The 21,286-nt window shown below is 68.3% G+C and carries 23 protein-coding genes; 14 read left to right on the top strand and 9 right to left on the bottom strand.

All coding sequences use genetic code 11. The features are described from left to right. Nucleotides 1–139: 139 nt before the first annotated feature. Nucleotides 140–1,027, bottom strand: a complete 888-nt coding sequence (locus AB0I41_RS23680) for a replication-relaxation family protein (RefSeq protein ID WP_357111378.1) — start codon at nt 1,025–1,027, stop codon at nt 140–142. Nucleotides 1,028–1,513: 486 nt separating this feature from the next. On the opposite strand from AB0I41_RS23680, the gene AB0I41_RS23675 reads away from it, so the two are divergent. After that, on the top strand, nt 1,514–2,026 hold the full coding sequence (locus AB0I41_RS23675; RefSeq protein WP_357111376.1) for an HAD domain-containing protein: 513 nt from the start codon (nt 1,514–1,516) through the stop codon (nt 2,024–2,026). 113 nt (nt 2,027–2,139) lie between these two features. Here AB0I41_RS23675 and AB0I41_RS23670 read toward each other — a convergent pair whose 3' ends face one another. The 4 genes from AB0I41_RS23670 to AB0I41_RS23655 form a co-directional block, all read right to left on the bottom strand. After that, a complete protein-coding gene (locus tag AB0I41_RS23670) occupies nt 2,140–2,709 on the bottom strand; it encodes a kinase (protein WP_357111373.1) in 570 nt (189 codons plus the stop codon). Nucleotides 2,710–2,724: 15 nt separating this feature from the next. Continuing rightward, nucleotides 2,725–3,387, bottom strand: coding sequence for a pentapeptide repeat-containing protein (locus AB0I41_RS23665; protein ID WP_357111370.1), 663 nt, complete (start codon nt 3,385–3,387; stop codon nt 2,725–2,727). 61 nt (nt 3,388–3,448) lie between these two features. Next, complete coding sequence (gene amcA, locus AB0I41_RS23660; protein ID WP_357111367.1) at nt 3,449–3,631, bottom strand: multiple cyclophane-containing RiPP AmcA; 183 nt, start codon at nt 3,629–3,631, stop codon at nt 3,449–3,451. 61 nt (nt 3,632–3,692) lie between these two features. Then, nucleotides 3,693–4,490, bottom strand: coding sequence for a DeoR family transcriptional regulator (locus AB0I41_RS23655; protein ID WP_357111364.1), 798 nt, complete (start codon nt 4,488–4,490; stop codon nt 3,693–3,695). A 471-nt stretch (nt 4,491–4,961) separates the two neighbouring features. Between AB0I41_RS23655 and AB0I41_RS23650 the strand changes: the two genes are divergently transcribed. Then, nucleotides 4,962–5,459 carry an NUDIX hydrolase gene (locus AB0I41_RS23650; protein WP_357111361.1) on the top strand — a complete coding sequence of 166 codons (498 nt, stop codon included), beginning with the start codon at nt 4,962–4,964 and terminating at the stop codon, nt 5,457–5,459. Between the two features lie 141 nt (nt 5,460–5,600). Further along, nucleotides 5,601–6,257, top strand: a complete 657-nt coding sequence (locus AB0I41_RS23645; RefSeq protein ID WP_357111358.1) for an HAD family hydrolase — start codon at nt 5,601–5,603, stop codon at nt 6,255–6,257. Here the strand turns inward: AB0I41_RS23645 and AB0I41_RS23640 are convergent. Further along, entirely contained in the window at nt 6,254–7,585 is a 1,332-nt protein-coding gene (locus tag AB0I41_RS23640; protein WP_357111355.1) for a helix-turn-helix transcriptional regulator, read from the bottom strand. The genes AB0I41_RS23645 and AB0I41_RS23640 overlap by 4 nt on opposite strands. Before the next feature lie 443 nt (nt 7,586–8,028). Between AB0I41_RS23640 and amcA (AB0I41_RS23635) the strand changes: the two genes are divergently transcribed. The 11 genes from amcA (AB0I41_RS23635) (at nt 8,029) to AB0I41_RS23585 (ending at nt 18,161) form a co-directional block, all read left to right on the top strand. Next, a complete protein-coding gene (amcA, locus tag AB0I41_RS23635; RefSeq protein ID WP_357111352.1) occupies nt 8,029–8,208 on the top strand; it encodes a multiple cyclophane-containing RiPP AmcA in 180 nt (59 codons plus the stop codon). Continuing rightward, nucleotides 8,205–9,176, top strand: coding sequence for an NAD-dependent epimerase/dehydratase family protein (locus AB0I41_RS23630; RefSeq protein WP_357111349.1), 972 nt, complete (start codon nt 8,205–8,207; stop codon nt 9,174–9,176). The genes amcA (AB0I41_RS23635) and AB0I41_RS23630 overlap by 4 nt, the downstream gene beginning before the upstream one ends. 18 nt (nt 9,177–9,194) lie before the next feature. After that, nucleotides 9,195–10,148: a thymidylate synthase gene (locus AB0I41_RS23625; RefSeq protein WP_357111346.1), complete on the top strand. Its 954-nt coding sequence runs from the start codon at nt 9,195–9,197 to the stop codon at nt 10,146–10,148. After that, nucleotides 10,145–11,854, top strand: a complete 1,710-nt coding sequence (locus tag AB0I41_RS23620; protein WP_357111343.1) for a carbamoyltransferase C-terminal domain-containing protein — start codon at nt 10,145–10,147, stop codon at nt 11,852–11,854. The genes AB0I41_RS23625 and AB0I41_RS23620 overlap by 4 nt, the downstream gene beginning before the upstream one ends. Continuing rightward, nucleotides 11,839–12,885 carry a hypothetical protein gene (locus tag AB0I41_RS23615; RefSeq protein ID WP_357111341.1) on the top strand — a complete coding sequence of 349 codons (1,047 nt, stop codon included), beginning with the start codon at nt 11,839–11,841 and terminating at the stop codon, nt 12,883–12,885. Before AB0I41_RS23620 ends, AB0I41_RS23615 begins: the two co-directional genes overlap by 16 nt. A gap of 51 nt (nt 12,886–12,936) precedes the next feature. After that, a complete protein-coding gene (locus AB0I41_RS23610) occupies nt 12,937–13,458 on the top strand; it encodes a topology modulation protein (protein ID WP_357111338.1) in 522 nt (173 codons plus the stop codon). A gap of 24 nt (nt 13,459–13,482) precedes the next feature. After that, the gene (locus AB0I41_RS23605) at nt 13,483–14,298 is read left to right on the top strand and encodes a class I SAM-dependent methyltransferase (RefSeq protein WP_357111335.1); all 816 of its coding nucleotides are present in this window, start codon (nt 13,483–13,485) and stop codon (nt 14,296–14,298) included. Further along, on the top strand, nt 14,295–15,056 hold the full coding sequence (locus tag AB0I41_RS23600) for a phosphotransferase (protein ID WP_357111332.1): 762 nt from the start codon (nt 14,295–14,297) through the stop codon (nt 15,054–15,056). The genes AB0I41_RS23605 and AB0I41_RS23600 overlap by 4 nt, the downstream gene beginning before the upstream one ends. Next, the gene (locus AB0I41_RS23595; RefSeq protein WP_357111329.1) at nt 15,053–15,706 is read left to right on the top strand and encodes a histidine phosphatase family protein; all 654 of its coding nucleotides are present in this window, start codon (nt 15,053–15,055) and stop codon (nt 15,704–15,706) included. Before AB0I41_RS23600 ends, AB0I41_RS23595 begins: the two co-directional genes overlap by 4 nt. Next, nucleotides 15,699–16,535 carry an aminoglycoside phosphotransferase family protein gene (locus AB0I41_RS23590; RefSeq protein WP_357111326.1) on the top strand — a complete coding sequence of 279 codons (837 nt, stop codon included), beginning with the start codon at nt 15,699–15,701 and terminating at the stop codon, nt 16,533–16,535. The genes AB0I41_RS23595 and AB0I41_RS23590 overlap by 8 nt, the downstream gene beginning before the upstream one ends. Before the next feature lie 249 nt (nt 16,536–16,784). Then, nucleotides 16,785–18,161 carry a hypothetical protein gene (locus AB0I41_RS23585; RefSeq protein ID WP_357111323.1) on the top strand — a complete coding sequence of 459 codons (1,377 nt, stop codon included), beginning with the start codon at nt 16,785–16,787 and terminating at the stop codon, nt 18,159–18,161. A 244-nt stretch (nt 18,162–18,405) separates the two neighbouring features. Here the strand turns inward: AB0I41_RS23585 and AB0I41_RS23580 are convergent, their stop codons facing one another. From AB0I41_RS23580 to AB0I41_RS23570, 3 genes are all read right to left on the bottom strand, one after another. Continuing rightward, nucleotides 18,406–18,666, bottom strand: coding sequence for a hypothetical protein (locus AB0I41_RS23580; RefSeq protein ID WP_357111321.1), 261 nt, complete (start codon nt 18,664–18,666; stop codon nt 18,406–18,408). Between the two features lie 329 nt (nt 18,667–18,995). Beyond that, entirely contained in the window at nt 18,996–19,817 is an 822-nt protein-coding gene (locus AB0I41_RS23575; RefSeq protein WP_357111318.1) for a helix-turn-helix domain-containing protein, read from the bottom strand. 523 nt (nt 19,818–20,340) lie between these two features. Next, entirely contained in the window at nt 20,341–21,186 is an 846-nt protein-coding gene (locus AB0I41_RS23570; protein ID WP_357111315.1) for an N-formylglutamate amidohydrolase, read from the bottom strand. Nucleotides 21,187–21,286: the final 100 nt, after the last annotated feature.

Here is a 21,286-nt window from a genome sequence, read left to right as displayed (position 1 = left end):
CTGTGGGAGGGGACGTCCGGTTCTCTCACGGATCTGTCAGCACCGGCCGAGCCGGTCCCGACAGATCCGTGACAGACGTCGACCTTTGCCGTCCGCTCGGCGGTAGAGGTACCGTCCGCCGCCGTTGTGCCGTCGCCGATCACGCCGCCTCACCCGTCCGGCCGGAGGCGTCCACCACGTACCCGGCAAGGTCGGCCAGGCGCAGCAGCTGCTCTCCCCCGCTGGCCACCGCCCACACCGCCTCCGCCGGGCCCAGTCCCACCGTGATGGCGTGGTCGCGGGCGCCAGTGGCGACCGGCACCGACAGCGGCACCTCGCCCAGGACGCGGCGCAGGTTGCGCTCCCGGGCGGCCGAGGGCAGCCAGAACAGCACCGGCCACGCCCGCCCGATCTTCGAGAACAGCTCCTGGTAGCCGTCCACCTTGCCGGCCAGGATCGACAACTGCTCGGCGCCGGTGTCGTACTCGACGAAGAACGGCACCTCGACACCGTTCTCGACCCACCGGCCGTAGCCGTCCGGGCGGACCCGCGGCTGATACGCCCGCACCAGGCCCGGATCATGCGGGCTGGTGAACGTACCGGCGCGCTGGCACACCGCCTCCGGCAACCACTCCACCAAGCCAGTGCCCGGATGGGTGCGGGCGTGCCCGGCCAGGTCGGTGAAGAAGCCGTTCACCCCGAGGCGGTGAGTGAGGCTGCGGGTCGAGGTCCAGCGCCGCCGCTCCACCCGGGCATGATCCCGCCGCGGTGGGCGTTCGTCCCGGCTGGCCGCGACGACCTCGGCGCCGAGCTGGTCGATGACGTAGTGGTACGGGTACGAGCCGCCGTCGGCCCGCTGTGGCCGGAACCGGGCCACCAACCGCAGCCGGTACAGGGTCCGCAGCCGCCGCTGACAGAAATCGAGGGACGGGAACAGGGCGGTCGCGAGTTGGAACGACGTCAACACGCCGTGGTCGTACAACCAGCCCAGCAGCACACGGTCACGGCCGGTCAGCTGGGACTGGACCCGAAGGACCGGATCATCCACCGGCTACCACATCCTTCCCGGGTGGGGAATGCCAGCCCCAGGGGGAGAGACCCGAGACCAGGCAGGGTCTGTCGCAGGACAAGGCTCCAGCGCTGTCGGACGGATTGACCTGCGGTGTGAGAGGAAACAGGGGGTCGGTTCGGGGGTCCGGCTGAAGACTGACGTCAACGCTGACGCCAAACCCGACGCCCGAACGGGGATCAAGCCGGAAGTCGTCACTGTCAATGCCTAGGGCAGTAGTGGAAGGTGTTGACGAAAGCACGGGAACTCCTTGGTTGAGGATGTGGAATGTGGTGCTGGTGGCGTGGTCGGGTCACCACAGCGCCGTCGGAGCGGGAAGGGCCGGTGAGATGCATCCCGGCGCCGACCCTGCCGTGGTCGCCACCGTCAGCGGTGCACGTCAGGCGGTAGCAGCAGCGAGACGAATGGACCTGGGGTAAGCGCGCTGAGGTGTTGGTGGCGGGGTGGGGGCTAGCCTCTGGGGTCATGTCCGCCCCTGCGACACGTCCCTTGCTGTTCCTCGACGTGGACGGCACCCTCATCCCGCTCGGCACACCCACGGCGGCTGGGCTGGGCATGCCGCATGGCCACCCCGGGGCACCGGTCCTACCGGCCGACACCCATCCCCTGCTGCACAAGGTCGATCCAGAACACGGCCGCCGGCTGAAGGCCCTGCCGTGTGATCTCGTGTGGGCGACGACCTGGATGAGCGACGCGAACGACATGCTCGCGCCCCTGCTCGGGCTACCGGCCTTGCCGGTCGTGGACTGGCCCGACTCCGACGAGGTGGGCATCCTGCACTGGAAGACCCGTGGATTGGTCGAGTGGGCGCAGAGACGCCCCTTCGTCTGGGTCGACGACGAGATCTCCCACGCCGATCAGAAGTGGGTATCGACGCATCACCAGGCTCCGGCCCTGCTACATCGGGTCGACCCACGTCGCGGGCTGACCGAGCGCGACTTCACGGTCATCCAGAGCTGGCTCATGCAGGCGCGATAGGGCGAGTTCCATGCCACCGCAGTCACCGTGCTTGACGGGCTGTCTAACCACTCGGGACTGGCGATGGCGATCGGTGTGCCGGAACGGCGGCACCGTTCGCCGGCTGGGCCGCTCTACGAGGACGGAACGTTCGGAAGCAGGTCGTCGTCGCGTCCGGTCTGGGGTAACCCGGCGGCAGCCGCGATGGCCCCGACGGCCTCGTCCAGGCCGGCGGTCTCGGGGAGGACGAGTTCGTCAGACCAGCCCAGGACGTCATGGGCGGCGTACCAGCCGCTCATGTCCTCGGCGGTGAACTCACCGGCCTGCGGCCGGGTGAGGTGCCGGCGCAGAGTCTCCGGCAGCGACACGTCGAGGTAGCAGAACAGCGACCGGCCGCGGTGGCCGTCCCGCAGGGCGGTCAGCATGCTGCGGTAGCGGCTGCTGTGCATGATGCCTTCCAAGACCACGTGGTAGCCGTGGTCGAGGGCGAACCGGACGGTCTGCGCGATCAGGGCGGGTGCGGCGCCGCCGGGCAGATCCCGTTCGCGCAGCAGGATGCGACGCAGGTAATCCCGCTCGACCAGGGCGCAACCCCGACCGTGCCGACGTCGCAACTCCCGGGCGATGCTGCTCTTGCCCGAGCCGGAGTTACCCCGGATGCAGACGAGGATCGTGTCCGAGCTGCCCGTGCGTTCAGCGACCACGACGCCTCCTCGGCCTCAGTCGTTGCGGACGGTGAGGTCGAGGGCGACGACGGTCAGCCGGGTGAGGTCAGGAAGCTGGTCCTCGCCGAGGATGACGCCGCGCAGGTTGGCCAGCGGCGTCTTGAGGCCCTGGAGGCGACTGCCCTGCAGGTCAGTGCCGTCGAGGTGGCAAGAGTCCAATTCCAGACCGGTCAGGTCACATGACCGCAGTGCGGTTCGCGGTAGTCGGCAGGAAGACCACGCGCCGTTGGTGAGAGTGCAGTCGGTGAACGCGACCGAGCCGGCGGCGGCGACGCGGTGGAAGGTGGCGTAGTCGAAGCGGCAGCCGTCGAACAGGACGTCCTTGAGGCGTACGTCGGTGAGTCTGGTGCCGGTGAACCGGGAGCCGGTAATCGCGCACCGTTCGATGGTGATGCCGGTCAGGGTCGCGCCGGAGAAGTCGGTGCGGGTGATCTCGCAGCCGAAGAGGCTGCCAGCTTCCCAGGTGCTCCCGCTCAGGTCCACGCCGGTGATGAGGCTGCTGCGGATGCTGGCGTCCTCAAGGTGCGAGCGGTTCCACGCTGCGCCTTCGACGAGGGCCTCGGTGAGGCCGCCGGCCAGGTCCGTCGTGGTGTCGAGGTCGGCCGGTTCCAGGTCCGGGAGCAGGACCTTCACGTCGCCGATCGTGGTGGTGCGCATGTGTCCTCCACGTGTGTGGGCGCGGGGTGGGCACGCCACCCCGCGCTTCCCGTGGTGCGGGCTACTTCTTCTTGTTCCAGTTGTCCCAGCCGGGTCGGCTGTCGAACTTTCCGCGGTTGTCCCAGGTGGGGCGGTTGTCGAACTTCGCCGCATCGATTGACGCTACCGACCGCTCCGGGTCGACACCGAAGCGATCGAATTGCTCGGGTGCGGCGTTGACGAGGACCGCGAGAGCGTTGGTCATGGTGCTCCTCCCTAAGGATCAGGATGTTGGCGGCGGTCCGGGCATCGTGGCGTGGCACCGGTCAGGATCCGAGCTCGACGAGGCGACGCCTGCCAATTTCGCCCGGGACCTGCCATACCTGCTCGTCCGGCCAGTGGCGATACAACAACTGCTGCGTGGTCGTGGCGACAGCGTTCCGCAGTGGCTCGTGGAGCAGGTCGGCCAGCAGTCGTTCCTCACGCTCGGCGTTTTGAGCCATCAGAAGAACCGCCCCGACCGGCACAAGCCGGTCTGCACGCCGGTAGCCGGCCAACAGCCCACCCAGCCCTGAAGCCGGCCGCTCGTGCTCGGCGACAACGTCGCCGATCGGGCCACGGTCGACGTGTACCAGGAACCGCAGGCACCGCCCGTCCTGCAGCCAGACGCCGTACCCGTCGGCCCGCAACTGCGACAGGTCGTGCTGCCGCAACCACGCCGACGTCTCCATCGTCGCCAGCCACTGGAACAACTCGCACCGCCCCGGGTCGCGCCGCGACACCTCCACCAACGGCAGAAACAGCAGGGCATCCGCCGCACCGGGGGGCCGCTGCCCCAGCCGCAGCGGAACCGGCCGCCCCGACGCCGTCAAGGCGCGCCGGAGCACCTCTGTCCCCTCGGGCGTGACCCCGTACCACCAGGTGTGGGTCCGGTCCTCCGGCGAGCGCTCGCGGCGCACCAGTCCCGCCTCGTGCAGCCACACCAGATCCCGGTGAGCCGTCAACCGCGACACCGCGCAGACAAGCGCCACGTCCAGCGTCGACGCGGAGCCATGCTGCGCCAGGTACGACAGGATCCGCCACCGCCGCGGGGACAATCGCGCCGTGGCACCCTGGTCACCCATCCCCCGATAATCCCTCCGACTCCGACGGTCCAACATCCTGTCTCCCACAGCCGTAACAGAGAGTGATCAATGCCCCGGCCGGGAGAGTCGTAGCCGGGATCGCCCTGGACCGGAGACAGCGCTCGGCGTGGGCCGTTGAGCTAGGCGTCGGCGGGCCGTGCGAGCACCCGCATACCCAAACCGTGGTTTTGGGGCCGATTTTGGAGATCACTGTTCAGTGAATCAGCCGAAGAGCTGAGGACAGAAAGCGCGGTACGGTCAAATCAGACCGCCCAGAGTTGATCTCCACGATCGGCACCGCACTGTAGCGCTGACCTTTCGGAGGCGTCCGACAAGCCCGTCCCGATTCGGCGATAACGCGCCACGCCCCGATCGGATGGTTACTCCCAGTAACTACACTAGAGGGATCGTTGCCGCGTCTTGCTTCAGGAACGGGCTATGCGCCGAGGGCGAGCCCTTAGGGTCGGTCGCGTGGCCGAGACGCAGACCGAAGCGGACCTCTCCTACATCGCCAGCGTGACTCGGGTCCGCGCGGCGGCCGGTGCGCTCCTCCGCGATCAAACCGGCCGGGTGCTGCTGGTTCACCCGGCCTACAAGGACGTGTGGGAAGTTCCCGGCGGGACGGTGGAGCCGGACGAGTCCCCGGCGGATGCCTGCACGCGCGAGATCCGGGAGGAGCTGGGCCTGTCGATACCCGCAGGGGCGCTGCTGTGCGTCGACTGGGTGCCGGCGAGCCCGCCGTGGGACGGCGGGCTCATGTTCGTGTTCGACGGCGGGGTCCTGACAGCGGACCAGATCACGGCGATGCGCCTGTGCCCCGACGAGCTGGACGGCTTCGAGTTCGTCGAGCCGGAACGCCTGGGCGAAGTGTTGATCCCCCGGTTGGCTCGGCGGGTTGCCGCGGCGGTCGCCGCGATTGGGCGGGGTGGCGTCTACCTCGAAGACGGAACCGTGCCTATCCCCACGTAGCAAGCCGCATCGAATCGTCGGCAAGGCACGGGGCACGCCCTGCAGTGGTGGTTCCCTGCCATCGCAGGCGCCACGATCCGTGCGACGAACCCGCCTGCGGGATGCGTTGATCCGCCTGAGCCCGGGAGGCACAATCCCAGGATGATCTCGAGCGTGTTCTTCGACGTAGGTGAGACAATCGTCGACGAGTCCCGGGAGTACGGCACCTGGGCCGACTGGCTCGGCGTCCCACGGCACACCTTTTCGGCAGTCTTCGGCGCCGTCATCGCCCGCGGCTTGGACTACCGCGAGACGTTTCAGGTGTTCCAGCCCGGCTTCGACCTGGCGAAGGAGCGGCAACGCCGGGCCGACGCCGGACAGCCGGAACACTTCTCCGAGGAGAACCTGTACCCGGACGCCCGGCCATGTCTGGCGGCCCTGCGGGAGTTGGGCGTGCAGGTTGGCCTGGCCGGCAACCAGACTGCCCGAGCCGAGACCATTCTGCGTGCCCTGGATCTGCCGGTCGACGTGATCGGCACCTCGGACGGCTGGAACGTCGAGAAACCTTCGGCCGCATTCTTCGACCGCGTCGTCGCGGAGGCTGGCTGCCCCGCCGGCCGAGTGCTCTACGTCGGGGACCGGCTGGACAACGACATCCGGCCCGCTCAGGCCGCCGGACTCGCGACCGCCCTCGTACGACGCGGCCCATGGGGGCACATCCTCGACGACAAGACCGTCAGCGACCGCTGCCTCTTCCAGCTTGACTCGCTGGCCGAGCTGCCCGAACTGGTACGCAGGCACAACGAGGCGGCCGCTTAGCTCCCCGGAAGGGCAGCACGGCTGGCCGCGAGGGCGGCGATGCGGTCGTCGAGCTGGCCGCCCTCTCGGCTGTCGCCGAGTACCTGACGGACTGCTCTGACCCGCTCCAGCCCGGTGCCGTACCAGTCGGTATGCAGGGCGTCCAGGGCCTGGTTGAGGTAGTCGGCGACGCGGTCCCCATCGCTGCTGTGCGCCGAGGCCAAGTCGGCGAGGACGACGCTACGCTGCTTGGCGCCCGCTGCGGTCAAGCCAGCCAGGGACTCGGCCAGGTGGCGGGCGGCCTCGGCGTGGTCGCCAGTGGCGAGGACCGCGTAGCCGGCGAAGGAGTGCAGCCGGCCGGTGTCGTAGAAGTCGAACCATGCGGGCGCTTCGGGACGCGTCTCGAGCGCGGTGGCAGCGAGGTCGATCTGGTGGCGACTTGCCGCTCCCGCACCCGCGCGAGCTTCCACTTCCGACGCTACGCAGTGAAGCCAGGAGCGGACGGCGGGGCTGACGCCGTGCCAGGTGTGCTGGAGCGCCGCGTCGATCAGTGACCGTGCTGCGGCTGGATCATGTCCGAAGGCGGGGAGGAAGGCCATGTGGCCAAGTACGGCGGCGGCCAGAGCGTGGTCTCCGGCCTCACGGGTGGCGGCGAGGGCGACGTCGTAGCAGCGTTGGGCGACGGCGGGTTGGTTGAGATCGAAGAACGCCAGCCGTGCGGTGAGCAGCGCCGATTCGGCGAGGGCGCTGGCGAGGGTCGCCCGGCTGGTGCCGGTGGCCGCACGGACGAGTCCGCTACCGAGCTGGGTGTGGGCGTACGCGGCCTCGTAGAGCGGTCGAGCGGGGCTGGTCCAGTACAGCGTGCGCTGGCACCGCACGATCTCGGCGTACGCGTCTGGATCTATGGCCTTGGCTTGGGCGTACGCGGCCTGCGGATCGAGTGACAGCAGGGGCGCCACCAGGGGAAGCATGCTGGCGCCGAACAACGCGCGCAGAACAGTTGCCCGGTCCCAGCCGGTTTCGTCGCCTCCAGTGATCATTTCCCACAACCTCCTGAACTCGTGCAGTGTCTCCGCCTGCGGACGCATCGCCAGCTCGTCCGGGGTGAGAAGACCGAGCTGGCTCGCCGGCTTGTCGAAGATGGCCACAAGGTGCTTGCGGTAGCGCGGGTCAGGCCACCGTTCACCGGTTTCCCATCGCCGCACCGTGTTGGCGTTCAGCCCGGTGTCGATCTCCCCGGCATGGCTCATTCCCGTGCGGATGCGCTCGGCGACCTCCTCGTAGGACCAGCCCCGCTGGAGCCTCTCCCACGCTAGCCGCCGATTGGCGGGGTAGCGCCGTCCGGCCATGCGAGCACCTCCGTACGTCCTCTGTCGACAACGGTCACGTTAGCCATCACCGCTACGGGCCGTCACTACCTGGTTGCGAGCGGACGGGTCGTGGACGGTACCGATCGGGTCCGCTGAACGGTTCGCTGTTAGCGAGCATCGACGGACGCTGCCGGCCGGCTCCAGCTCACCAAACCCAATGTCATCGACGCCAGGGGATTCACGGTGAAGAAATCGGACAAGACGACCAACAAGCAGGCGCCGCTTGTTGTGGCGGCGGCCGGAGGTGCAGTCGTGAGGTTGATTCCTCGTCCGCGTACTGCCATCGGGGCTGCGCGGGCGGGTGACCGGCGGGGTGCTCCCAGCCGCCGCCTCACCACGGCGGGCCCGCCGGCGCCTCGGCGGGCCCGCCACGACTGGACCAACCAGCGGGAATCAACCGCAACTCGTCGGACGGTGACGTCATGACCGTGTACGTCTCGCGGCACGCCTCCACGGATGCGACGGGTGGGCCCAGTCCGGCGGTGCAGCCCCGCATACCGGCGACCGGCCGGGCAAAGGTCTCCCAGACCGAGCCCCTCCTGCTCACCTTCGTGTGGCAGCGCATGCTGTCGCAACCAGCTCAAGCCGGTGGCCGCCGGTGACGGCGCGGGTGTTGGTGACCGGCGCGGCCGGCTTCATCGGCTCGCACGTCGTCGACGCGCTTCTCGCCCGGGGCATGCAGGTGGTCGGCCTGGACCGCCGCCGCCTCGGCCAGGACGCCCTCGCCGACGAGAACCTGTCAGCGCCAGCTGGCAATCCGCTGTTCACACCGCTCTGCCGGGATCTTGCCACCGACCGGCTTGATGACACTCTCGAGGGCTGCGACATCGTGTTTCACCTGGCTGCCCGGCCAGGCGTCCGGCCCTCCTGGGGTACGGAGTTTCACGACTACGCCCAGTCCAACGTGCTCGGCACCCACCGACTGCTCGACGCGTGCGTGCGATCGGGCGTACGGCGGTTGGTCTACGCCTCGTCGTCGAGCGTCTACGGCCCGGCGGAGCGGCCCAGCCGCGAGACCGACCCGACCTGTCCGGTGTCGCCGTACGGGGTGAGCAAGCTCGCCGCCGAGCAACTGTGCCTGGCCTACGCCCGTCGCCCCGACAGCCGGCTCAGCGTCGTGGCGCTGCGCTACTTCACCGTGTACGGACCACGGCAGCGACCCGACATGGCCATCGGCCGGCTGCTGTTCGCGGCCTATACCGGCCTGCCGGTCACCCTGTTCGGCGACGGCAGCCAACGCCGGGAGTTCACCTACATCACCGACGTTGTGTCCGCGACGATCGCTGCCGCTCACATCGATACCCGCTGCGCCGTGGTGAACATCGGCGGCGGCGCGAGCGTATCCATGCGCGGCGCCATCCAGGAGGCGTCCACGGTTACCGGACGGCACATCCCGGTTCAGGTAGCCGACGCACAGCCCGGCGATGTTGCCTCCACGTCCGCGGACCTGACCCTTGCCGGCCGGCTGCTCGGCTACTGGCCCACCGTCGGCCTCCACGAGGGCATGGCCCGGCAGTCCTCCTGGCTGGTCAATCTCTCCCGCGACCGGCTCGCGGCCTTCACCTCCTGACCTTGAAGGAAGCCTCTCATGATCGTCTTGACAGCGGACTCCGCGAGCGAGTTGTTCACCGCCGCCTGCCAGGCAGTACTGCTCAACGGCCGCATCGCCTGCCCGCGCGACTTGATGACCACCGAGGTCATCGGCGCACACCTGTGCCTGACCAATCCTCGGCGCCGGCTGGTCTCCGTGCCGCCCATACGCGTCATCAACCCGGCATTCGCCGTCGCCGAGGCGCTGTGGATCCTCTCCGGCTCGGACGACCCGTGGATCTTTGACTTCAACGACAACCTGCGCCGCTACGCGGACGACGGAATCCTGCAGGGCGCGTACGGGCCACGGATCCGCCGATGGGGCGGCAGCCTCGACCAGCTCGACGCGGCCGTCCGGAAGCTGACGGCCGACCGGGACTCCCGACAGGCCGTCGTCCAGATCTACGACCCGGGACGCGACCACCGCGGCTACCGCGATGTGCCGTGCACTCTCGGGTACCGGTTCCTGATCCGGCAGGGCCGACTCGAGATGCACACCACCATGCGCAGCCAGGACCTGTGGCTCGGCCTCCCGTACGACATCTTCGCGACCACGCTCCTGCAGGAACTGATGGCCGGCTGGCTCGGTGTCGAGGTCGGCGAGTACCACCACCACGTTGACTCGCTGCACCTGTACGCCGAGCACGCGCCAGCCGCCGCCGAGTGCCTTCACCACGAGCCGACCGTCACCGAGATGGATCCGCTCGGCGTGGACTGGCACAGCCTGGACGCAGTCCTCGCCCGGATCATCGGTGGCGACAGCGACCTGTCCGACGGCACCCCGTGGGACACGTTCGGACAAGTGCTTGCCAGCTACCGGACCTGGAAGCTTGGCCAGCGGGACCTGGCGCGCAAGCTCGCCCACGACACACCGGGGCCGCTCGGCGCTGCCCTTGTCGCCTGGTATCAGCACCTCACCCAGCCGGCTCTCGCCTTGGCGGAGTTGGCATGACCGCGGCTGTGGTGCTCGGGCTGTGCGCGTACACGCACGACTCGGCGGCGGCGCTGCTGGTCGACGGCCATCTGATCGGCTTCGTCGAGGAAGAACGGCTCGACGGGGTCAAGCACAGCAAGGCCTACCCTGCACACGCTGTCGCCTGGCTGCTCGACGAGGCCGGGCTGTCGCCGTCGGACGTGACAACGGTGGCGTACAACTTCGACGGACGCCGCTACCTGGGAGCACTGGGCCAACTGCCAAGTCATCTACGGCAGGCTGCCAGCCGCGCCCGAGCCGTACCACGGGCTCGCAGCTTCACCACGGTCCACCGCCGCTACCAGGCCCGGATGCGAGACCTGGCCGAGCGGTTCCCGCGCGCTCGACTGCAACCGGTGCCGCACCACCGGGCGCATGCCCTATACGCCTTTGCCGCCGCCGGTGTGGACGACGCGGCAGTCCTGATCGTCGATAGCCTCGGCGAGTTGCAGACCACCACCACCTGGCACGCCCGTCAACGCAACTCGCGGCTCAGCCTCGACCTGGCACACGCGATCGACGACCCGGCCTCCCTCGGCTACGCCTACGGTGCCGTCACCGAACACCTCGGCTGGCGGCGCGGTGACGAGGAAGGCACCGTGATGGCGCTGGCCGCCCTCGACGACCCCGCCCGGTTCCGAGAGCTGATGTCCCGGGCGATCCGGCTCACCACCGACGGGTTCACCCTCGACCCAGCGCTGATCGCCCTGCGGGTGCTCGCCAGCCGCTACGGCCGGGTCACACCCGCGTTCACCGCCGCAACGTGCCCGCCCCGCACGCCGGCGGCACCGGTAGAGCCTGTGCACGCCGACCTGGCCGCTGCGCTGCAGGAACGCACCGAGCAGGTGATGCTGCATCTCGCCGCGCGCGCCCGCCGGCTGAGCGGCTCAGGGCTGCTCTGCCTGGGTGGTGGAGTTGCGATGAACTGCGTCAGCGCCGGCCTCATCGCCCAGGCCGGCATCGTCGACGAGGTACATGTACCGCCCGCCCCCGGCGATGCGGGCACCGCGATCGGCGCCGCCGCCCACGCCTGGCTCGACGTGACCGGCCGCCCACCCACCGGCCTCCGCCATCACTGCTACCTCGGCCCCGCCTATCCCGACCTGGCACTACCGGCAGCACCACGCGCGGGGCTGCACGCGAGCCGACCCTCCGAACCTGTCCACCACCTGGCCCGCAAGTTGGCCGACGGGGCGATCGTGGGGTTGTTCACCGGCGCGCTGGAGGCCGGCCCACGGGCACTGGGGCACCGGTCGATCCTCGCCTCTCCCCTGGAGGCCGGCGTGGTCGAGCGGCTCAACGCTACCGTCAAGTTCCGCGAACCATTCCGACCTTTCGCCCCTGTCGTCCTCGCCGACAAGGCCACCGACTACTTCCGGCTGCGCCAACCGTCGCCATACATGTCGCTCGCAGCGCCGGTGACCGAGCTGACCCGCGACAAGCTACCCGCAATCGTGCACGTCAACGGCACCGCCCGGGTCCAGACCGTCACCCGCGAGCAGCACCCCTTCCTCGTGGACGTTCTCACCCGCTTCGGCGAGCTCACCGGCCACCCCGTGCTGATCAACACCTCACTGAACATCAAGGGCAAGCCGATCTGCGGCACACCGGAGATGGCCTTGGACTGCCTCACAGAATCCGGCCTGGACGCGCTGCTCATCGAAGGCTGGTGGGTGACCAAGTGAGAATCGGCTACAGCTTCTGGGGATTCCTCGGCCCCGGCATCACCGACACCCCGGACGGAGGCCGCAGCCACCGCCGGACCTTGGTCGACGGGCTACATACGGCCGGCCATGACATCGTCTTCCTCCAACCCAACCGAGACCTGTGCGAGGCCGGCGACGACCTCACCGGCCACTACCGCTGGGACGTCGGCCTGCCCGACATCGACGTGCTGTTCCTCGAATGGCGCTGGCCCATTCCCGGCCGTAACACCACCGTCTGCGGGCGACCCGGCCACACCTGCGACCTGCATCGACAGGTCGAACTGCTTGACCACTACACCCACCAGGTCGGCACCCCGACGCTCCTGTGGGACAAGGACCGCCGGCTGCCCGCAACGGACCCCCTCCGCCGTGCCCACAACGTGACCGTTTGTGAACCCGCTCTGCACCCGACTCCGGGCGCGGTGCCACTGCTCTTTCCCGTGGCCGACACTGCCATCGACGCCGCTGACCCGGCTGCGCTGGCGGCCCTGCCCCGCCGCACCCCGCTGGTCTACGTCGGCAACCAGTACGACCGCGACCACACGTTCGACACCTACTTCGCGCCGGCCGCCGCGCAACTGCCCCACCTGATCGCGGGCAAGTGGGCCGACACCAGACGCTGGCCGAATCTGAACTTCATCGGCCGAGTCCCGTTCCCCAGGGTGTCCGCGATCTACGCCGACGCGCTCGCCACCGTTCTACTGCTGCCTGCCCGGTATGCCGAAGCAGGGCAGATGACCCAACGGATCTTCGAGGCCGTCCTTGCTGGCTGCGTGCCCCTGTTGCCCGGTGATGTTCGCGGCGCCGATGCCCTTGTTCCCTCGTCGCTGATCGTCCGCGACGCCACGGACGTGCGGCACCACATCGGCTGGCTCAGCGAGATCGCCGGCACCGGTGACCATGCCAGCCTGATCGCGGTGTGCCTACGGCACCTGGACCCGTTTCGGCTCTCGACCCAGCTTGAGGTGCTCACCTATCTGCTGCATCACCCAGAGTCGGTGCTGTCATGACCCACCGTGTCACCACCGGACGAGCGCACTACACCTTTACCCTGGAGAACCATGGACAGGATCGCCATCATCGGCTGCGGCGGCAGCGGCAAGTCCACCGTCGCGCGCCAGCTGGCCCGGATCCTCGACGCGCCGTTGACGCACCTCGACGCGACCTACTACGACGAGCACTGGAAGCCGCTACCGCAAGACGAGTTCGCCGCCCAGCAGGAGAAACTCGTCGCTGGCGAACGATGGATCATCGAAGGCAACTATGCCGGTACCCTGCCGATCCGGCTTGCCGCCGCCGACACCGTGATCTTCCTCGACCTGCCGGCCGTGACCTGCCTATGGGGCATCGCCCAGCGCCGCTGGCGCTACCGGGGCGGGCAACACCACCAGGACGGCGTCTACGACCGCATCACCTGGAACTTCGTCCGCTACATCCTCGGCTACCGGCGCACCATGCGCCCGCGAGTCCAGAACCTCATCCGAGAACACGGACCACACGTCCACCTGATCACCCTCACCAGCCGCCGCCAGGCCGCCCAACTGATCAAACGCGTCCGCGACGAGCATCAGCCCGTGACCTGACCGCCGCGGAACGGGAGGCGACGAATGTCGGCCAACCCGTTCCTTGACCCCACGCTGGTCCACGGCGACCTCTACCGGGGCGACGGCCGGCTCGCCGACCGCACCCACGCGCTGCATCGCGCCAAGATCAGTGGAAGCGACGTCGCCGATACGATCGCCGGCCTGCTCGCCGCCCGGGTCCCGGCCGGGGCGGACGTGCTCGACATTGGTTGCGGGCGCGGCACCACAACCCTGCGCCTGGCCGACCGGCTCCGGCCCCGCCAGCTCGTTGCCGTCGACGCCTCGGCCGCGCTACTCCGCACCACCCGCGACCGCCTCGGCGCCACTGGCGCGTTGGGCTCAGTGGTCTGCGCTGACTTCCACCACCTGCCGCTGCCGGACAGCGCGGCCGACGCCGCGGTCGCCGCCTTCTGCCTGTACCACTCCCCGACGCCAGATCTGGCTGTAGCGGAGATCGCCCGCTGCCTACGCCCCGGCGGCGCCGCTGCCCTGGTCACCAAGTCTCTGGACAGCTACGCCGAACTCGACCACCTGGTCCAGGCTGCCGGCCTCGACCCGGACGCCACCAGCCGACCGAGCCTCTACGAGAGCTTCCACAGCGGCAACCTGCACACCATCACCGCCACCCATCTGACCGTCCTCGACATCCAGCACGAGCAACACGTCTTCCACTTCGCGGACGCCACGCACCTCGCCCGCTACCTCACCACCACACCCAAATACCGGATCACCCTGACCGGCGGGATTCTCGCTCTCGCAACGACCCTCAAGCAGCGGCTGGCCCCACCGCCCTACACAGCCCGATCCACCGTCAGCTACGCCGTGGCGGTGCGGCCGTGAGCGGCGATCTCTTCGTCAAGCGGTACGACGACCCGGAACGCTGCGCCGCCGCTGCCGCCCACCACGCCTGGCTCGTCGGCCTGGGCTCCGGCGTACGCCTGCCCGCGCTCGTCGCCCGTGGTACCCGACATCTTGTGTTCGAACGGCTGTCGGGGCATATACCCGGCGTCGAAGATCTTCCGCGAGCCGCAGCAGCCCTGGGCCGCCTTCACGCTGCCGCACACCGGCAGGAGCTTCGGGCCGCGTGCCTCGATCGACCTCACACCACCTCGACCGGATTCGTGATCCCCGACTTCGCAAGCCCGCGTCAGGCGGCCCTGCACCTCGCCGCCGCGGCGGCGGGCATCCACGCATCGGTCATCGACGCCGTACTCGACAGAGCCGGGGAGTCCGTGACGTTCTACAAGGACCCGAACATCCGGAACTACCTCGCGAACGGCAACGAGGTCGCCGTCGTCGACTTCGACGACCTCACGCTCGCTCCCTTCGGCTACGACCTGGCCGGCCTCCTGGTCACCGCATCCATGACCTACGGCCGCCTCGCCGACCGATCGATCACTCGCTGTCTGCGCGCCTACCGAGTCGCTGTCGCGCCCCGTATCTGCAGCCTGGCCGACCTGAAACGGCACGCCGAGCTGCACCACCTGCTGACTCTGCGATATCTCGGCCGCAACGGCTACCGGCACCCCTGGCCCACAGTCCGGCCCTGGCCCGACCCGTTCCTCACCGAACTGCCCCAAGAAGGAACCCCCGTATGACCCCGACAACCGAACTCGTCATCGCCCGCCACGGCGAAGCTGCCTGCAACGTCGCCGAGATCGTTGGCGGCGAACAGGGCTGCACCGGCCTCACCGACCTCGGCCGGAACCAGGTGGAGCAACTCGCCGCCCGCCTGACCGCCGAACACAGCCGCCGGCCCTATGCCGCCCTCTACGCCACACCCCGACTGCGCGTCACCCAGACCGCCGAGATCATCACTCAAGCTCTCCACTTGCCCGCCACCATCGACCCGGACCTCCGCGGCCCTGACCACGGCGACGCCGACGGCCGGCCCTGGGTCGACATCAAGACCTCCTTCCAGGGGCCTCCCCAACACAGGCCCGACCGCCAGTACGCTTCCGGCTCCGAGACGTGGAACAAGTACCTCGACCGGGCAACGACAGCACTGCAGAAGATCCTCGCCCGCCACGAGGGTGAACGGATCCTCATCGCCGCCCACGGCGAAACCATCGAAGCTGCCCACAGTCTGCTCCTCGGCCTACCCCGCAACGCCTGCCTGCGGCTCGGCTTCGTCACCGACCACGCCTCCATCGCCCGGTGGCAGCGGCCCACCAACCGCTTCGGCCGCACCATCTGGCAACTCGTCAGCCACAATGACATCCGACACCTCCAACCCCGCCATGGCTGACGTCAACGTTCACCTCGCGCTCTGCCAACGGCTTCTCGACGCCGACGCCGAGCCTGTGACTTCGCACCCCGGGCACGCTGGCACTCGCGCGCTCCGCGCCTCGACGGCTGCACACGGAGACGTCATTGTCAAGATCCATCGCAGCCTGGATCGACACCATCAGGAAGTCCACGCCTACCGGACCTGGGTTCCGGCTCTCGGAGACAGGGCACCCCGACTGCTCGCGACAACCGACGACCCACCAGCCATCGTCATCACCGCGGTAGCGGGAGCCCCGCTCACCGAGCGGCAGCTGGACGTCGAAGCTGAGCAGAGCGCATACCGGCAGGCAGGACAGCTACTCAAGACATTGCACGCCACTGGACCGCCCCGCCCGGAACCCGACTGGACAGCCTGGCTTGCCGAACGCGCCGAGTATTGGATTTACCACGCCGGGGACCGCATCACCGCCGCCCTCCGGACCGAGGTACGCGCCCACATGCGAGCCCTTCGAGATCTGGCGCCGTTGCCCGCCCTTCCCTGCCACCTCGATTTCATGCCCCGCAACATGATCTACGGCGACGACGGAGCCGTCAGGCTGATCGACTTCGAGCACTGCCGCTACGACCTACCCGCCCGCGACCTCGTACGACTCGCCACTCGGGTCTGGCCCCACCGCCCAGACCTGCGCGCGAGCTTTCTCGATGCATACGGCCAGCTCGACGCAGTCGACAACGCGGTACTGAAGCATTGCGCCCACTTCGACTTCCTCACGAGCTTGGCGACAGGCAGCTGCCACATCGACCGCGAAGCCGGCCAACAGCAACCTCACCATCGGCGCGCCGATTAGCCCGCAGGCGCATTGGTCTCGGCACGGCAACAGCCCGGGACATGCCCCCTGCGCCAGCCCGCACGTCTACCAACGGTGACAGAGCCTCGTCCGCACTGGCGCCCACTTGGCGGCAGATCCGTGCACGGAACTTGAGCAACGGTCGGCGGAGAATTGGCGGCGCCCGGGCCGTCGCTGCGATATGCTACTTGGCTCGGCTCGAGGTCCGAGCGTGGCGTACGCCATCAACGACTCGTAGACCGGGCCGATATGCAGATCTTTTCCCTGGCTCAGCTGCGCGAGACCGACGAACGTAGCCAGCGTTTCACTCCGCTGGGTCTCGGCTTAGATCGCATGCTGACCCCCGAGTCCGCCGCCGCCCACCACCAGGAAACGGTTGCCCAGATTGGCCTCGCGGACGCCGTGGCGCAGGGCACGCGCGATGCCTTCGAACGACTGCGCAACGTCCACGCGTACGGGGTGCTGTGCTACGAGATCTACACTCTGGTCAACGACCACGCGCTGCTGGTCATCGAGCAGGCTCTGCGGGATCGGTTCATCGACTTCCACGACGGCTCATGCACCTTCGTGAGTCGCGATGGCCGAGAGAACACGATCGCCATCGGCAGGTACGAAGACGTATACAAGGCGGCCAAGCGATTCTCCCCGGCCCGCGGCTACCGGCTACGTGTAGGGTGCGGTCCAGCGACCGTCGAGTTCAACGGCATGCTCGACGGCTTGCGCAAATGGGCACGGGCCACTGGACTGCTTCGCGGGCAACGCAATCGCCAAATCGAGCAACTGCTCGCGAAGCTACGCAACTCCGTCGCCCACCCCTCGTCGACGCACCTGCTTACTCCAGTCGACTGCGCGGTGACGTTGCGCGACTTGGCCGAGTTCATCAACCAGCTTTGGGGAGTACCCACGCCGGGCGGACGTCTCTACCCCGCACCGGCCGAACGCGACGTGCTGTTCATCGGCTGGAATGCCAACGGGAGTATGACTCTCGCTCCAGCCCACCACCTCACCGCCGGCTTGGTTCCTCTCGACGACATCGAAGAGTGCGCGATCGTCCGCGGCTTCTTCAATCCGGGAAGCCGCCTGGAGGACCCCGACCTCCACTACTTCAACAGTCGATACGAGAACACCCGACTACCTTCGGAGTATCTGTGGGGCCCAGGAATCCCCACCGAAGCCGCCGCCTGGCTCGCCACCACCCAGCCGACATGGGACTCTGTGGACCTACTTGACCAGGTCTTCGCTATCCGGCACGACCGCGACCGCGTATACCGACCCATGAAGCCCGGTGTTGTCGCGTTGCTCGACCCAGCCGACCAGACCGGCCATTGGTACCTCGTCCAAGCTGATTACCCTCAGGATGCCTTCGTCCACATCCGGCAGCTCTTGGCAGCCAAGCCAGGGTGCAGCCCATCCGGTGAACGCACGACATGTCCAGTCGAGATCCTTGACCAAGGCACCGTCGGGGAACTCGTCGGGCGCGGCCATCTCGCCCCGACAAGCACCGCACTGCCTCCGTCCTTCTGCCTTCGCGACGACATTCCGTCCTGGCAACCGGCGCCACAACGCACCAACCGCGAGCCGACGCCACGTGGCAGGAGCAACCGCCGCCGTATTGGCTCCGGATAGCTCTGCATAGGGACCGGATCGCGACATGAGAGTACGACAGGCAGATCGCAAAATAGCCTGCGGAGTGCTTTGTCCGCTGGCTCGAGGGGAAGTACAGCCACAAGGCGGGGTAGCTTGTCGATAATAGTCGCTGCGCCTTGCGAAAGCGCATAGGTCGCAGAAGTAGAGCTTGTTCGAGCACCTCTACTTCTGCGAATGCATCAGGTGGCTCCCGAGAGGCCCTCTGTCCACGCCGACAATTTTCTTATGTATTGCGCTGGTTTGCCGGGAAGTCCCGCAGGCGGGCCTCAATTTCGTCCTTGATCTCGTACAACTTCAGCAACAAAAGTTGCTCTTGAGTGGATGATTTACCGCCCGGCTTGCTTTTGATCTCGGCTATACTCTCCGACAGAACGCTCAGGCAAATATTGGCAGCACCTTCGAAGCCATTAAAAAACTCATCCTCAAAGAGGGCCCTATTACGCTCTCTTACTCCGTCCGCGACATTACGCACAAAATCCTTCACGCTGGACACTCTAACCCACCTGGTCAAGTTGGCCTACATTGCGTCATTCGTGCTGCTATCTCGTTGCGGCAAGCATGCGGGCGCAACTGGCGGGACTTTGCGTTTGCCCTAGCGTCAGACATGCTCCCCCTTCCGTTGCCGCCATCATGCATCTGGTTCCTGAAGTCGACACTTTGGATAGCGCGAAGCGGCAGCCGAAATTTTCGAAGCAGATAGCCATGCTTTGGCACCACCATCGACAAAAGCAGACACTCCACACGGTCGATGCTTGCTCCTCAAGGTGCCAGACCCACGGCGGCGTCCCACGGCATTCGCTTACTGCGGTCCCCCTACCTTCGGACTTCGGGCATAGGTCCGACCGAAGGAGGGAGGTCGATCAACCGGTGACGTGCGGTGCCCGCCGCCGGGACCCTCCACACACTCTCGTGCGGCCAGTACCGTTGCAGCAGGTCGACGGTGGTCACCGCGACCGGTGCCCGCAGCGGCCGGCTCACCAGGTCCGCCAGCAGGTTGGCTTCTCGGGCGGCGTCCTGGGCGATGACCAGCACCACGCCGACCGGCACGATCGGGTCGGTACGCCGGTACCCGGCCAGAACAGCGCCGAGGCCGGCAGTCGACTGCTCGCGTTCGGCGATGGCATCACCGGCCGGGCCGGGATCGATGTGCACCAGGAACCGCATGCACCGGCCGTCTTCCAGCCACACTCCGTACCCGTCAGCGCGGAGATGCGCCAGGCCCCGCTCCCGCAGCCACACCGACGTGTCCATCGTCGTCAGCCATCGGAACAACCCACACCGGCCCGGATCCCGCCGAGAGGTCTCCAGCAGTGGCAGGAACAGCAGGGAGTGCGCAGCACCCCAGTACCGCTGCCCCAGACGCAACGGCACCGGCCGCCCCGACGAGACGAGATCACGGCCGAGCAGGTCGACGCCCTCCCTCGTGATCCGATACCACCAGGCATGCGCCCGGTCCTCCGCCGACCGCTCCCGGTCCACCAAACCCGCCGCGTGCAACCAGGTGAGGTCCCGGTGCGCGGTCAACCGCGGCACCCCCACCACCACTGCGACGTCACTCGTCCTGGCCATGCCGTGCAATGCCAGGAACGACAGGATCCGCCACCGCCGAGGAGTCAGCTCACGACCACCGGCCACCCATCGATGATCCCCTACCCGTCGACGCCCCACCATCTCGGCGGCCCGTCGCCGCGGTGGCGCCCCCGAGGGAACTCCCGCACCCTCAAAACGGGGTTTGTGAGGCGTTTTCCATGATCACTGTTCACCAAATCAGCCGAAGAGCCGACGATGAAACACTCAGAACCGGCAAACCGCACCCACCACGATCGGCCCGTCCCTCGGCACCGAGCCCTCTGGGACCACCCGCCGAGCTGATCCTGGAACCACCGACAACGCCAACCGGGCCACCCATCCGCCCCGCGTCGGTAGCCACAGACCGGCGTCCCGGAGCACCCCGCCGCGTCCCACCGGAACCGCCCCGGTCCATCGGCTCCCGAGCACCCACCGAGCTACCACTACCCGCCAGCAGACACGAAAAAGGCCCCGACCCAGTGAGAACCACCAGGTCAGAGCCTTGATCGTTGGTGCGCCGCCAGGGACTCGAACCCCGAACCCGCGGATTAAGAGTCCGCGGGCTCAACACGTACGGATGAGCACCGGCTCACCGGTGAGTCTCCGGCTGGACCGGGCGTGCGTCCGGGGGCGGTGCGGCGGCTGACACCGCCTGGACGAGGGTGGCCAGCGCCGTGGCGAGGCGGTCGATGCCGTCGGTCGGTGGCCCGCCGGGCTCGATCATGTAGGTGTCGCGCCGGATCTCGACCATGAGGGCGGTGACGGCGGGCTGCTGCCGGTAGTGCTTGAGCGGCACGTAGCAGCCAGCAAAGGGGGTGTCCAGGTCGATGTCCCCGAAGCCGGCGAAGGCGTCCCGGGCGGCGTTCACCAACTCCGGTGGGGTGTGGAACGAGTCGGTGCCGAGGCAGATCGCCGGACGTGGACCGTCGCCGTGCAACTCGTACGGCAGCGGCCGGCTCGGGTAGGAGTGGAGGTCGATGATGACGGCGCGGCCGGTGGCGACCAGCCGCGCGTCGACCAGGTCGGCCATGGCCGCCGCGTACGGTCGGTAGTGCTGAGCCAGGAGAGCCTCGTCGCGGGCGCGGTCGTCGTGGCGCAACCGCTGGCCGTGCGCGGTGCGGGTGTAGACGGCGGCCATGCCGACGGCGCCCATCTCCTCACGCTCATCGGGAAAGCGTTCGGGATCCACCACCAGGCGGGAGTAGCGATTCTCCAGTACCCAGGGTGTGCGGCAGGCGGCGTCGGCGGCCCGAGCGGCGAGGAGTCCGGTGTGGGCGTCGGTCATCTGGTCCAGCTCCGCGGCCAGGGCGTCGTCGTCGAGGACGATGCTGCGCCGGGCGGCGGCGGTGAGCGCGCGGGAGCCGTGCGGTACGTGCAGGACCACCGCGGAGGACGCCGCGCCCGCCAGCACCCGGTAGACGCCGTCGTCCGACATGCTCCGCCTCCCGTGACCCTGGCGTTCCTTGATCAATTCAACGGAACGGTACCAGCGGATCAGCGGGCTTGACCGCCGGCCACCGCTGCCGGGCCGGCGG

This window comes from Micromonospora sp. NPDC050200 (assembly GCF_040656135.1).
Taxonomy (GTDB): Bacteria; Actinomycetota; Actinomycetes; order Mycobacteriales; family Micromonosporaceae; genus Micromonospora.
This window is presented reverse-complemented; position numbering and strand designations above follow the sequence as displayed.

Excerpts from the sequence above, each read along its gene's own strand:
- AB0I41_RS23675 (WP_357111376.1), top strand. The coding sequence starts at position 1,514 with ATGTCCGCCCCTGCGACACGTCCCTTGCTGTTCCTCGACGTGGACGGC.
- AB0I41_RS23665 (WP_357111370.1), bottom strand. The coding sequence starts at position 3,387 with ATGCGCACCACCACGATCGGCGACGTGAAGGTCCTGCTCCCGGACCTG.
- amcA (WP_357111367.1), bottom strand. The coding sequence starts at position 3,631 with ATGACCAACGCTCTCGCGGTCCTCGTCAACGCCGCACCCGAGCAATTC.
- AB0I41_RS23655 (WP_357111364.1), bottom strand. The coding sequence starts at position 4,490 with ATGGGTGACCAGGGTGCCACGGCGCGATTGTCCCCGCGGCGGTGGCGG.
- AB0I41_RS23645 (WP_357111358.1), top strand. The coding sequence starts at position 5,601 with ATGATCTCGAGCGTGTTCTTCGACGTAGGTGAGACAATCGTCGACGAG.
- AB0I41_RS23640 (WP_357111355.1), bottom strand. The coding sequence starts at position 7,585 with ATGGCCGGACGGCGCTACCCCGCCAATCGGCGGCTAGCGTGGGAGAGG.
- amcA (WP_357111352.1), top strand. The coding sequence starts at position 8,029 with ATGACCGTGTACGTCTCGCGGCACGCCTCCACGGATGCGACGGGTGGG.
- AB0I41_RS23625 (WP_357111346.1), top strand. The coding sequence starts at position 9,195 with ATGATCGTCTTGACAGCGGACTCCGCGAGCGAGTTGTTCACCGCCGCC.
- AB0I41_RS23620 (WP_357111343.1), top strand. The coding sequence starts at position 10,145 with ATGACCGCGGCTGTGGTGCTCGGGCTGTGCGCGTACACGCACGACTCG.
- AB0I41_RS23610 (WP_357111338.1), top strand. The coding sequence starts at position 12,937 with ATGGACAGGATCGCCATCATCGGCTGCGGCGGCAGCGGCAAGTCCACC.
- AB0I41_RS23605 (WP_357111335.1), top strand. The coding sequence starts at position 13,483 with ATGTCGGCCAACCCGTTCCTTGACCCCACGCTGGTCCACGGCGACCTC.
- AB0I41_RS23595 (WP_357111329.1), top strand. The coding sequence starts at position 15,053 with ATGACCCCGACAACCGAACTCGTCATCGCCCGCCACGGCGAAGCTGCC.
- AB0I41_RS23590 (WP_357111326.1), top strand. The coding sequence starts at position 15,699 with ATGGCTGACGTCAACGTTCACCTCGCGCTCTGCCAACGGCTTCTCGAC.
- AB0I41_RS23585 (WP_357111323.1), top strand. The coding sequence starts at position 16,785 with ATGCAGATCTTTTCCCTGGCTCAGCTGCGCGAGACCGACGAACGTAGC.
- AB0I41_RS23570 (WP_357111315.1), bottom strand. The coding sequence starts at position 21,186 with ATGTCGGACGACGGCGTCTACCGGGTGCTGGCGGGCGCGGCGTCCTCC.